The organism is Streptomyces sp. 2114.4 (genome assembly GCF_900187385.1).
Lineage (GTDB): Bacteria > Actinomycetota > Actinomycetes > Streptomycetales > Streptomycetaceae > Streptomyces > Streptomyces mooreae.
Genome location: NZ_FYEY01000001.1, coordinates 4,405,073 through 4,417,173, shown reverse-complemented (window position 1 = coordinate 4,417,173; position 12,101 = coordinate 4,405,073). Strand labels below are relative to the sequence as shown.

General features: G+C 63.6%; 10 protein-coding genes. 8 read left to right on the top strand and 2 right to left on the bottom strand.

The features are described from left to right. Positions 1–24: 24 nt before the first annotated feature. Positions 25–525 carry a hypothetical protein gene (locus tag CFW40_RS36710; RefSeq protein ID WP_119203697.1) on the bottom strand — a complete coding sequence of 167 codons (501 nt, stop codon included), beginning with the start codon at positions 523–525 and terminating at the stop codon, positions 25–27. Between the two features lie 864 nt (positions 526–1,389). Here CFW40_RS36710 and CFW40_RS19355 point away from each other — a divergent pair. Next, positions 1,390–2,823, top strand: a complete 1,434-nt coding sequence (locus CFW40_RS19355) for a DNA phosphorothioation-associated putative methyltransferase (RefSeq protein WP_088799084.1) — start codon at positions 1,390–1,392, stop codon at positions 2,821–2,823. Between the two features lie 12 nt (positions 2,824–2,835). Here the strand turns inward: CFW40_RS19355 and dndA are convergent, their stop codons facing one another. Beyond that, the gene (gene dndA / locus CFW40_RS19350; RefSeq protein WP_088799083.1) at positions 2,836–3,981 is read right to left on the bottom strand and encodes a cysteine desulfurase DndA; all 1,146 of its coding nucleotides are present in this window, start codon (positions 3,979–3,981) and stop codon (positions 2,836–2,838) included. 75 nt (positions 3,982–4,056) lie between these two features. Between dndA and dndB the strand changes: the two genes are divergently transcribed. The 7 genes from dndB (at position 4,057) to CFW40_RS19315 (ending at position 11,935) form a co-directional block, all read left to right on the top strand. Further along, a complete protein-coding gene (gene dndB, locus CFW40_RS19345) occupies positions 4,057–5,187 on the top strand; it encodes a DNA sulfur modification protein DndB (RefSeq protein WP_088802218.1) in 1,131 nt (376 codons plus the stop codon). Continuing rightward, positions 5,184–6,692: a DNA phosphorothioation system sulfurtransferase DndC gene (gene dndC, locus CFW40_RS19340; protein ID WP_088799082.1), complete on the top strand. Its 1,509-nt coding sequence runs from the start codon at positions 5,184–5,186 to the stop codon at positions 6,690–6,692. Before dndB ends, dndC begins: the two co-directional genes overlap by 4 nt. Continuing rightward, positions 6,679–8,670, top strand: a complete 1,992-nt coding sequence (gene dndD, locus CFW40_RS19335; RefSeq protein ID WP_088799081.1) for a DNA sulfur modification protein DndD — start codon at positions 6,679–6,681, stop codon at positions 8,668–8,670. Before dndC ends, dndD begins: the two co-directional genes overlap by 14 nt. Further along, entirely contained in the window at positions 8,660–9,040 is a 381-nt protein-coding gene (gene dndE, locus CFW40_RS19330) for a DNA sulfur modification protein DndE (protein WP_088799080.1), read from the top strand. The genes dndD and dndE overlap by 11 nt, the downstream gene beginning before the upstream one ends. 299 nt (positions 9,041–9,339) lie before the next feature. After that, positions 9,340–9,810: a hypothetical protein gene (locus CFW40_RS19325; protein WP_088799079.1), complete on the top strand. Its 471-nt coding sequence runs from the start codon at positions 9,340–9,342 to the stop codon at positions 9,808–9,810. Beyond that, complete coding sequence (locus tag CFW40_RS19320) at positions 9,783–10,208, top strand: GIY-YIG nuclease family protein (protein ID WP_306427438.1); 426 nt, start codon at positions 9,783–9,785, stop codon at positions 10,206–10,208. Before CFW40_RS19325 ends, CFW40_RS19320 begins: the two co-directional genes overlap by 28 nt. After that, complete coding sequence (locus tag CFW40_RS19315; RefSeq protein ID WP_088799077.1) at positions 10,205–11,935, top strand: ATP-binding protein; 1,731 nt, start codon at positions 10,205–10,207, stop codon at positions 11,933–11,935. Before CFW40_RS19320 ends, CFW40_RS19315 begins: the two co-directional genes overlap by 4 nt. Positions 11,936–12,101 lie beyond the last annotated feature (166 nt).

Sequence of the window (12,101 nt, the reverse complement as noted above, 5' to 3'; positions counted from 1 at the left end):
CTGCTGGAAACGCGATCTACTCGGTCAGGTGCGGCGTAGACGCTCGACTTCTGCCCGGAGGGTGGCGTTCTCCGCCTCCAGCTCCGCCTTTGTGCGGCGATCAGCGGGAACAGGGCGTGACGCCGTGTTCCGAGGCATGACCTGCGGCGCTGCCGGCGGTTCGGCCACTGGCCCGATCACCTCAAAGGCCACGATCACCGCAGGACTCTTGCCGCACTCGGAGCAACAAACGTCCGTGGCCCTCCCGTCAGGGCGACTCTCGCGGCGCAGTCCCTTGACCTCCTGAATATGGCCGCAGTAGAGACGCACTCGCCACCTCATGTACTCCCATGGAGGTGGCACCGTGCAGCTCTCAAAGAGCTCCTGAACCTGCCGGATCTTCTCCTCAGACCAGCGAGGCGCCTTAGCAAGCTGCTTCTCCACCCATGCGGCTATGTCCTCGGCCTCCTGTTGACGGCGGTGATCAGCTCGCGTCAGTTGATACTCCCCCAGGGGCTGCCCAAGGCTTTCGTACTCGATCGTCATCCCGGCACGCTAGGCATGCTGGGGCGCCCTGGGTGACGCGTCGCCCTGCTATCACTCGGACGAGAACTTGGGGGATCCACCGGGGTCCCGTTCCCTCGGTTGGCCTCCCCATGCTGGTGCAGCGAAACGGAGGTCAGCAAACAACGCCGCTGGCGTTGGTGCGGCAGGTGACCAGCTTCTGGCGACGGGAACGGAGAGAAGGGCGCCGATGACCACGACATCCGCCGTGTTCATGGCCCTATCCTTCCCAGGGAGGGCCCGCCTTGGCGGCCGTTCCGCGGGTTCGATTCCCGTCGCCCGATCCATGTAACAACCCCAGGTCAGCCACCTGGGGTTGTTTTGTGACCCATCTGATTTCGGCCCGTATGAACGCAGCGGCTCGGGGGCCGCTGCCCGTCTCAATGCTCTGTCGCGCCCCCTACATGAGGCAGTGACCACATCGTTCCCATGCGACACGTGCTGCGTTGCCGTGCGTCGCTTGGAGCGGGTTTTCACGGCTGATCCCCTCCCAGACCCCTTCATCTGGCTCCACCACCCATCCCCAGCCCGCCTCTCGGTGGCTCTTGTCGGGATGGTGGTTGCACTTGCCGGGGAGATGCGCCACGCCGTGGGGAGATACCAGGATCATGGCGTACCGCGGCGGTGCCGTTCTAGGGCGAACTCCCAATTCCTTTCCAGTAGTTGCGGCGTTGATAGACCTCGAAGCATCCATGGCACAGATCCTTCCAGCAAGCTCCGACAGTCATGACAGCACTCCTGTACGTCTCGTCAGCTGCCAGGCGGTGAGGATCCGACGAGGCGCCGTCCCTGACCGCTTAAATCCGCCATACTCCGAGAGGAAACGAGCAGACACCGGGGAAGGTCATGTCTCAAGAGGCCAGAAGCAGGAGATGGCTCACTGCCATCACGCGAGGCAGCTTGTCCGTTCCCGCCCGCCAAGCCCTACTCGACCGACAGATCCTTCCCGACGATGCTGTCTTCGACTACGGATGCGGGCGCGGGGAAGATGTTCGCGCACTGCGGCACCTGGGGTGTGACGCCGCCGGCTGGGATCCCTTCTACGAGCCCGATGTGCAACTGAAGCCAGCCACGGTGGTGCTTCTCACCTACGTCCTAAACGTCATCGAAGACCCTGTCGAACGGCGGCGCACCCTCCAGAGCGCCTGGGACCTCGCAGGGAAGGTGTTGATCGCTTCCGCACGCCTGTCCTGGGAAAGATCGAAGGTCAACGGTCAAGAGTTCGGGGACGGTCTGCTGACCCGGCGCAAGACATTCCAACACTTGTATGGGGCCAACGAGCTTCGGATCTACGTTGAAGAGATCACTGGTGTCCGGGCCGTCTCCGCCGGGCCAGGGATCATCTATGCATTCAAGGCCGACAGCGACCGGCTGAGCTATCTCGCACGCCGCATCATCGCCGATGACGAGTGGCTGGCTTCGAGCGACACCGCTACCGCAGTAGCCGCGCTCATCGACCACGTGGAGCGACGCGGGCGCCCTCCGCGCCTGGAAGAAACGCCCCGGCTCACAGCCCAACTACTGGCGCACCTGAGCCAGGCGGAGGTACGCCGCCTTGCACGCGAGTCCGCCGACCCAGCCAAGGTGAGTGAGGGGGCCAAACGCACCACTCTCAACACGCTGCTGTTCCTTGCAGTTGAACTCTTCAACGGGCGCGGCCCGTTCACGAGTCTGCCGCTAACTGTGCAGCTGGACATTCGGGCGTTCTTCTCGTCATACAAGGAGGCGTGCCAACGAGCCGACCGGCTGCTGCTCAAGCTGCGGGACGACGCCTACATCCGCGGAGCTATGAGCGCCTCCACCGTTGGCAAGCTGACCCCGACCGCGCTTTACGTGCACCGCAGAGCGGTGGATCGAATGCCGACCGTACTGCGCTTGTACGAGCACTGTGCATCGATTGCAGCCGGCCGACCGCAGGCGTGGACCGTTGTCAAACTCTGCCACCGGGGCCGTGCGGTTAGCTGGTTGGACTACCCAGAGTTCGACCGTGACCCCCATCCGCGTCTGCTGACGTCCTACCAGGTGGATTTGGGGACCTTCGAGACCTCCCATCATTCGTACGGAGGTCGTAGCAATCGGCCGCTGCTGCACCGCAAGCATGAGTTCCTGCACCCCGACGACCCGGATGCGCCGAAGTACCAGCGCCTGACAGAGGCAGAGGTCAAGGCTGGCTTGTATGCATACCCACACCTGATTGGCACCGAGGCCGGCTGGGAGAGCGAGCTCGCTCGGTGCCAGCGAACCCTCCACGGGCACCGACTCGTCCGAACTCGCGACTAGGCCCTGGCCCACTCAGACCCGCGGCCGGAGCTTCCCGACTCCGTTGGCCAGCTCCGCGACGTCCAGGCCATCTGCTTGTTCGGGATACCAGGAAAACCGCAGCCCGTTCCTCGCCACCGCGTCAGGCAGGTCCATTGCGGTGAGTACGTGGCTCGGCGTGTAGGAGGCGCTAGTGCACGCAGAGCCCGTCGCGACCGCAACCAGCTCCTTGAGCGTGACGAGAAACGCTTCAGAATCCACGTCCTCGAATGAGACGTTAACGATGTGCGGAACAACGTGATCCTGGTCACCATTCAGGTGGAAGCGCTCTGATGCCAACCCTTCGAGGAGCCGCGCGCGCAGTTCCAGTGCGGCAGCCTTCCACTGGGCATGCTCCCTTTCAAAGACCTTCGCGGCCTCGGCCAAGCCCATGATCAAGGGCACGGGCAGGGTGCCGGGCCGCAGGCCGCGCTCCTGGCCGCCGCCGAACATGATCGGCTCCAAGGGAGGCCGCTCGTCGTCCATGCTTTCTCGACGTCGAGTAACCAGAGCCCCTACGCCTTTGGGCGCGCCGATCTTGTGACCACTGATGCTGATCATGTCGATCGGGGCGGTCAGATCGGCAGGGACCTTGCTGTACCCCTGAGCTGCATCCACGTGCAAGTAAGTCGGAGTGGATAGTAGCTCGCGCGCGAGATCGACAACGGGCTGGATGACCCCGGTCTCGTTGTTCACGTGCATCAGTGACACCAGCAGGGTGTCCGGTCGCAACCGCTCCAACACAGCCTCGACCGCGACCCGGCCCGAGGGGCCGGGCTTGAGGAAGTCCACTTCGAAACCCCGGCGGGCTAGGTACTCCAGGGGCTCAAGCACCGCCTTGTGCTCGATAGCGGAAGTGATGATGTGGCGCCGGCCGGTCCGCTCGCCGTAGGCAGCGAGCCCAAGCAGAGCGATGTTGTTGCTCTCCGTAGCGCCACTAGTGAAGATCAACTCATCGGGCTCCGCTCCAACGGTCCCCGCCAGGTAGTCGCGGGCACGTTCAACCGCGCGCTTGGCGCGGAGACCGTACTCGTGGCGGCTACCGGCGTTCCCGAACTCGGCCGTCATCCAGTGCAGGACAACATCGGCCACTCTCTGGTCCACGCGCGTCGTCGCCGCCGCGTCGAGGTACGTCACCATCGAACCCAACCACCTTCGAGCGTGATTCCCACGTGCTGTGTACGTCATTTACCTGACGTACGATAGCGTGTGCAGGTGGGATCTTCTGTCGCTCCTCAACCTGCCGAATCGCCGACGTCTGCCGGTTTTGAGTACGTATTTCCGGCTATCCGCGGTATCCAGGCAGGACGCGAGTTCTACGTGTCCATGTGCCCACTCCGCCTCATCCCCAAGATCTTCCTCTTCGATGAGGACGAGCTGGCCCCTGAGGTACGCGCTCAGCGGACTTTGAACAAGGGGCGACTGCCGGCGCTGACCCGCTACATCATCGACAACCCCACCGACTACGTCTTCAGTGCGCTAACGGCCTCTGTCGATGGCGACATCCGCTTCGGGGGCATTGCAGACAGTGGCGTGGGCATGCGCGCCGGCCAGATCCGCATCTCGATGGCTGCCCGGTTCCTCATCAACGACGGCCAGCACCGACGCGCCGCGATCGAGCAGGCGCTCAAGGAGAACCCCGACCTCGGCGAGGAGACGATAGCCGTGGTGTTCTTTCACGACGCCGGCCTTGCTCGCTGCCAGCAGATGTTCGCCGACTTGAACCGGCATGCCGTGAGACCACCCCGCTCCATCGGTGTGCTGTACGACCACCGTGACGATCTGTCCACCACGGTGCGGCTGCTGGCCATGCGTGCCCCGATGTTCAAGGGGCACGTGGACATGGAGAACAGCACCTTGTCAAAGCGCTCCCGTAAGCTGTTCACTCTGAGCTCCCTCTACTACGCCACGCAGTCTCTGCTGCAGGACCTAAAAATCAGCAAGCAACAGTCCCAGGAGCTGGCCGAGGCGTACTGGAGCGCGATCGACGCACTGATCCCAGAGTGGGACATGGTGCGACGGCGTGAGATGTCGGCATCAGAGATGCGCAGCGACTTCCTGCACAGCCACGGCATCGCCTTGCATGCACTGGGACGCGTCGGCAACACGTTGCTGCGAAAGTCCCTGGCGCCACGGAGCTGGGCTCTAACCCTCAATCGCCTGTCCACTGTGGACTGGACGCGTTCCAACACGGAGTGGGAAGGGCGAGCCCTTGTCGGCGGGCGGGTCTCCAAGAGCCGACAGAACTTGACCTTGACCGTGAACTACGTGCGTAAGCACCTCAAGCTAGAGCTGAGCGCCGAGGAACAGCGCGTGGAAGATGCCTATCTGCGAGGAGAGTCATGAGCACCCCCAACTCGACGAGGACCTTCCAAGACAGGCCCTTGGCAGAGGTCGTCGAAGAGCTGACGGAGGAAATTCGCGAACTCTATGTCGCGGATGAAGTGCCCTGGGTCATCGGGTACAGCGGCGGGAAAGACTCCACTGCAGTGCTCCAACTGGTATGGCTCGCGCTCAAGGGTCTGCCCACCGACCAGCGCACCAAGCCAGTCCACGTGATCAGCACGGACACCCTGGTGGAGAACCCTGTCGTCTCCGCCTGGGTCGGGCAATCCCTGGACACCATGCGTGCCGCCGCGCAGGAACAGCAGCTTCCGGTCGAGTCACACAAGCTGACCCCGGACGTCAAAGACACATTCTGGGTCAGCTTGATCGGCAAGGGCTACCCCGCGCCCCGGCCGAAGTTCCGCTGGTGCACAGAGCGGTTGAAGATTAAGCCGTCTAACGCCTTCATCCGACGAGTTGTGCGACGTCACGGGGAGACCATCCTCGTGCTGGGCATCCGCAAGGCCGAAAGCCAGGCCCGGGCTCGGGCGATGGCCCGGCACGAGAAGCGTCGCGTTCGCGACCGCCTTTCACCCAATGGAAAGCTCCCCAATTCCCTGGTCTACAGCCCGATTGAGGACTGGTCGACCGAGGAGGTGTGGGCGTTCTTGATGCAGTACCCCAACCCGTGGGGTCACGACAACAAAGACCTGCTGACGATGTATCAGGGCGCATCTGATGATTCAGAATGCCCGCTGGTTGTTGACGACACCACACCCTCATGCGGCGACAGCCGGTTCGGCTGCTGGACGTGCACGCTGGTCGAGCAGGACAAGTCGATGACTGCCATGATTCGCAATGACGACGAGAAGGAGTGGATGCGGCCGCTGCTCAGGCTCCGCAACGAGCTCGACGACGTCAATAACGAGAGCCAGACACGCGACTTCCGCCGGATGAACGGCAATGTCCAACTGCTCGGCGACGGCGACCGAACCATTCCTGGACCGTACAAGCAGTCCGCTCGCGAGGACTGGCTGCGCAAGCTGCTCAGCGCGCAGAACAAGGTCCGCAACCACAAGAAAGCCCCGGAGCACGTGCGCGGCATCGAACTGATCTCGATGAAGGAGTTGCACGAGATCCGCCGGATCTGGGTGTTCGACAAGCACGAAGTTGAGGACTCCGTGCCGCGGATCTACGAAGAGGTGACCGGCGAGACGTTCCCCGGCTTGCCCCTGGACGAGCAGCTCGTGCTGGGCGCGGAGGAGATCGGTCTACTCAAGGAAGCATGTGAGGACGATCCGATCCACTTCTCCATGACGCGTGAACTCCTCGCGGTCGAGCGGCAGTACCGGACGATGTCCCGACGCGCCGGCCTGTTCGAGTCGTTGGAGAAAGCAATCAAGAAGGGCTACTACGAGGACGCGGACGACGCGCTGCATTTCGCTAAGAAGCTGAAGGCATTGCGCGAGAGTGACCCGACCCAGCTGTCGCTGAACGAAGAGACCACCACCGATGCACCTGCATAGCCTGACACTCCAAGACTTCGGCGCCTACCAAGGTCGGCAGCACCTCGACCTTCGGGTCAAGCCCAAACGTCCGATCATCTTGATCGGCGGCCTGAACGGCTGCGGCAAGACGACGCTGCTCGACGCGATCCAGCTCGTGCTGTACGGCCCTAGGGCCCGTTGCAGCGGGCGAGGCAATCGCGCGTACGACACATATTTGCGCGAAAGCATCAACCGCGCAGCCGACTCCGCCAAGGGGTCTGCGCTACAACTGGAATTTTCGATCACCGTAGAGGGCCGCAGCCGCACCTACGAGGTCGACCGAACCTGGGCCCTCATCGGTAAGAACGTGAGGGAGAACCTGGCCGTCACCATCGACGGCCGGTATGACGCCACGATCAGCGAGAACTGGGCAGAGCACGTCGAGGAAATCCTGCCCCTAGAGGTTGCCTCGCTCTTCTTCTTCGACGGTGAGAAAGTCGAGCAGCTGGCCGACCCCGAGCGGGCAGCCGGCGTAATCGAAGCCGCCGTCCATTCGCTTCTCGGCGTCAGGGCTGTCGAACAGCTGCGCACCGACCTCCTCGTCCTTCAGCGCCGGCAGAGGCTGTCGTCAGAGGACCGGGGGGCCCTTGAGCAGCTCCACGACCTGAAGGCTCAGAAGCAGGCAGCCTCCCAGGAGGCGTCCGCCCGAGAGACGGAACTGGATCAGGCCAATGAGCGCCACACCGAGGCCGAGGCAGAACTCAAGAAGATAGAGCGACAATTCAAGCGCGCAGGTGGGCATCTGTTCGAGGAGCGCCTCGCGCTCGAGGCGGCCAAGGTAGCTGCTGCGGATCGCCTGGCGCAGACACAGAAGTCCCTGCGCGGTCTGGCTGAAGGCGCGTTCCCTCTGGCACTGCTCCGTGATCAACTCGCCACGCTGATGGAACAGGCCGTACAGGAGCAGGAGGCACACGAAGCGCGACAGGTCGTCGGCATCCTCGAATCACGAGATGCATGGCTGATTGATCAGCTGGCCGACAGCGTGCCCACTGCAGCCCGCACCGCGTTGAAGAAGAAACTGACGGTCGAGAGGAAGAAGCGCACCGCGGCAGCCGACCTCAGCTTGGATCTGGGCCTACCGCACAACCTCATCCGGAAACTGTCTACGCTGGATGAGGTTCTGCGAGCTGACGAGGCTCGCGCTGCCGAACTCCTGGAAGCCGCCGACAAGGGTGCGCACGAGCTGCAGCAGGCTGAACGTCAACTGGCCGCCGTCCCGGACGAACGCAAGATCAAAAACCTTATCGACAAGCGTCAGGCGGCCAGGGATGAAGTGACCATCGCCCGTGCCGCCGTCGAACAGGCCACCCAACTGCTCGCAGAAGCCGAGGCCCGCCAGGCGCGGCTTGAGGCCGACTTCGAGCGCACACGCGAGAAGCAGGCCCTGCCACTAGTCCGCGAGGAGGAGCTCAAGCGAGTCGCCACCTACGCAGAGAAGGCTCGCGCGACCCTGGAACGCTTCGGCTCCGCTCTCCTGCGCAAGCACATCAGCAGCCTGCAGGTAGCTGTCCTGATCAGCTTCCAGACTCTGATGCGCAAGAGCGGGCTGATCAAGAGCCTGCGGATCGATACTGACAAGTTCACCATCGCTCTGACCGACCAGGACAGGGATCCCGTCGACCCCGCCCGGCTCAGCGCCGGAGAGCGTCAGCTCTTGGCCGTCTCCCTCCTATGGGGGCTGGCCAAGGTGGCCGGCAACCGACTCCCCACCGTCATCGACACCCCTCTCGGGCGCCTGGACAGCCTCCACCGCGAACATCTCGTTGATCGGTACTTCCCTTACGCCGGCCGGCAGGTCCTTCTGCTGTCGACAGACGAGGAGATTGACGAGAACCTCTTGAACCGGCTGCGGCCCTCCATCGCCCAGAGCTACGTCCTCGCGCACGACGACACCACGTTCACCACCCGCGTCGGCAAGGGCTACTGGTGGACCGAGGGAGCCCTCCATGTCGTCTGAGATCACTATCCGGCTTTCCCAGGCCGCCAAAGACCAGCTTGCCTGGCTCAAGCGCCACACTGGGCTGACCCAGTGGAACGAACTGTGCCGCTGGGGGCTCGCGCTGTCTCTACGTGACCCGTCGACACCGCTCGTGCGGGACATCACCACCGACTCGAACGTGGAGATCTCCTGGAGGACTTTCGCCGGACCACACGGCGATGTCTACCTGTCGCTCCTCAAGCAGCGGTGCGCGAAGGACGGCGAGGAACCCACGGACGCCGCTATAAGCAAGACCCTGCTGATCCACCTGCACCGCGGTATTGGCTACCTCGCCGGCCGCCAGGATCTGCGCTCCATCCAGGACCTCATCACCATCACCACCGAGTAGCCACGCCCCGTTGAAGCCCGCTTCCCCCAGCACTGGGGAGGCGGGCTTTGCCGTACCCGTGGCACTAGGAGCTGTCGGGCCATCAAAAATGTTTCCTCTTAGGCGCAACAACTCTCCCTGCCACCCGACCTCTATAGGTAGGGGACCAAGGCCCCCTCAACGACGCGGACTTCACTCAAACACTCCCGACCTGTCAGCCCCTGGCAGTACGCTGGACCAACAACCACATAACACCGTTTCACTTTTCGGACGTGTGCCACCGCATGGGGCCCACCACCAGACACCCGGAGCGAAACAGCATGATCAGCTACCCCGTCGCCGGGGCGGTCAACGCGCTGCAGAAGCAGGCGCTGGCCAGCAGTGACACCTACGAGCTCGACCGCATCGACCGTGCGCTCGACGAGCTCCTGCGCAACCCGACGGACGCCTCTACTCCAGCCCCTTACCGCACGAAGTCGGCCATGGGGCATGCTTACGAAGTGCTCGAGCGCCGCCGAGCCATTGCCCAGTTCATCCCGCTCGACCCTGACCGCGTCAACTGCGGGCAGCCCGATTCCAGCCTTCTGGCCGTCGAAATTCTCGCGTGGGTCAACACCGAACCGAACCTCACCCACGCAGAGCGGATACTGCTCAACGACCTCGCGGGCGGCCACGACGCCGTGTCCTTAGCCGACCGACAAGCGGTGCCGCTGCTGCGCATGCGTGAGCGCGTCAGCCGGGCCCGGCGCCGCGCGCGGGCCCTGTGGCAGGCCGCGGAGGCGGTGGCGTGACCCCCATCCCCGTAAGGCTCAGTCCGACCCTCGTGCGTACCCTCATACCGCCGCAGCGGATCGGCACCTACGTCCTGTACGCAGAGGATGGTCGCCCTACCTACGTCGGCCGGAGCGACACGGACATCCGTCGACGGCTCTTACGGCACTGCTCAGACCGCCGTGCCGACTACTTCACCTACGACGTACACCACAGTGCCACCAGCGCATACATGGTCGAGTGCGCGCTGTTCCACCTGCTCGCCCTTGACGCTTCTAATCGAATCCACCCGGCACGGCCAGAGGGTCATCCCATCCCCTGCGCCTTCTGCCTACCCCAGCAGCAGGCCGCCCGCCGAGACCGCATCCATGCCGCCCACGAGCACGTGCGGCCCGCCACGACGAAGGACCGACGATGACTACACCCATGTTCCTAGCCCCACACGACCAGCGCGCCGATCTCATTCAGGTCGACCGCGCACTGGACTCCATGCGGGATGCCGGCTTCGATCTGACCGCGGCCATCGGTGAGCCGCTGGACAACTCCATCGAGGCCGAGGCCACCCTGATGCGCGTGCGGACGGTCTTCGGCCGCGGCAAAAAGACGATCGACAGGATCCTCATTGCCGACAACGGCGTCGGCATCGAGCCCACGAAGATGCACCACGTGCTCTCGATGGGGTACAGCAGCCGCTACGGCGAGCGAAAGGGGCTGGGACGTTTCGGTGTCGGACTCAAACTCGCCGGGCTCAGCCTCGGTGAGCGCATCGACATCTACAGCCGACAGACTGGCAGCACGAAGCTCTACCACAGCTACATCGACCTACAGGAGATCCGCGAGGGGAAGCAGCACTACATCACCACCGACGAGGTTCAGGAGTGGCCCGCCGAGGCGGCCAAGCTGATGACCAGCCGTGACGAGACGCCGTTCGCATCCGGCACACTCGTCGTGTTCGGCAAGATCGACCGTCTTTCCAGCGGCGGGACCTACGGCACCTCCCTGGAGCAGAAGATTGCCGAGCTCCGCAAGTTCATCGCACGCGCCTTCCGGACCTACATCGACACCGGCAGGACCTTCGAGCTGGACGGCAAGCTCACCACGCTGCATGATCCGCTGTTCCTGCGCGACAACCCGAGGATCATCTCGCGCTACAAGCCACTCGACCCTCGCGGTGAACTGGTCGAAGAGACTGATCTGAAGATCGACGGCCACAACGTGCACGTTGCCGTCGCCATCGTGCCCCGCGAATTCCGTCCCTACTCGGGTGCAGGCGGTAGCACGGACCACAAGGGTCACGACATCTCCGAGTTCCAGATCAACGAGGACAACACTGCCAAAATCAGCATCCTGCGCAACGGTCGGGAGATCTACTACGACATCGTTCCACGGCTGCTCGAAGGTGGACGCAGCGACAAGGTCTTGCGCTACGTTGCAATCGAGGTGAGCTTCCCGGCGGAGCTGGACGAGTACTTCCAGGTCCGCAACGTCAAGCGCGGGACTGAGCCGGTCAGCAAGCTCCGCAGCGAGCTTCGCGAATGGCTGAAGGCACCCGTTAAGCAGGCCCTCAAGAAGGTTCGCGCGGACTGGAAGGAGACCGAGAAGCGCAAGCGTCTCGAGGACGGTGAGCACACCGAGACGATGGACACCGCAGCTCGGGTCTTTCCGAAATTCCCGAGAGGCATTGCCGGCCGTGGCGCGACCCCCGAAGACGAAGAGAAGGTTGTCGAGCAGGCTGTGGTCGATCTCGGTCTGGACCACGAAGAGGATGCCGAGAAGATCGAGCGGATCCGCGAGCAGATCCGTACCAAGCCCATCACCCTCATGGGCGGTTCGTGGCCCGGCAAGGAACTACTGGTCATTGACCATCTGAACGGCAAGGCCGCCGTCAAGTTCAACCTCCGACATGCTCTGTTCGAGCAGGTCTATCTGCCCCTTAAAAAGCTCGCCGATGAGGGCACACAGAACCTGGACCCCGAGGAGATCATCGATCTTGCACGGCGGGCGCAGACCGCCGTCGACCACTTGCTCATCGCCTACGCCCACGCAGAGGCCATGTACCCAGACCCCGAGCGGCTCGACGACCTCCGGACCTACTGGGGCATGTTCACCGAGGCGCTTCTGCGGGAGGCGTTCAGGGACCAGTAGGCGAGCCTCAGGCGGGGTGTTCGGCACCCACCCCGCCCAACGGCCCCCGGGGGCCTTCATCTGCGGCACCCAAACGACGTCCCTTGCTCTCAAGCGTCAAGGCATCCAGCTCGTCTTGCGCCGTGCATCACCAGCATCCGCCGCCATGCGGTAGAACCGATTGAGA

Coding starts and splice junctions, on each gene's coding strand:
- dndE (WP_088799080.1), top strand. CDS start 8,660: ATGTCGTCTGAGATCACTATCCGGCTTTCCCAGGCCGCCAAAGACCAG.
- CFW40_RS19355 (WP_088799084.1), top strand. CDS start 1,390: ATGTCTCAAGAGGCCAGAAGCAGGAGATGGCTCACTGCCATCACGCGA.
- dndA (WP_088799083.1), bottom strand. CDS start 3,981: ATGGTGACGTACCTCGACGCGGCGGCGACGACGCGCGTGGACCAGAGA.
- CFW40_RS36710 (WP_119203697.1), bottom strand. CDS start 525: ATGACGATCGAGTACGAAAGCCTTGGGCAGCCCCTGGGGGAGTATCAA.
- CFW40_RS19325 (WP_088799079.1), top strand. CDS start 9,340: ATGATCAGCTACCCCGTCGCCGGGGCGGTCAACGCGCTGCAGAAGCAG.
- dndD (WP_088799081.1), top strand. CDS start 6,679: ATGCACCTGCATAGCCTGACACTCCAAGACTTCGGCGCCTACCAAGGT.
- CFW40_RS19315 (WP_088799077.1), top strand. CDS start 10,205: ATGACTACACCCATGTTCCTAGCCCCACACGACCAGCGCGCCGATCTC.
- dndC (WP_088799082.1), top strand. CDS start 5,184: ATGAGCACCCCCAACTCGACGAGGACCTTCCAAGACAGGCCCTTGGCA.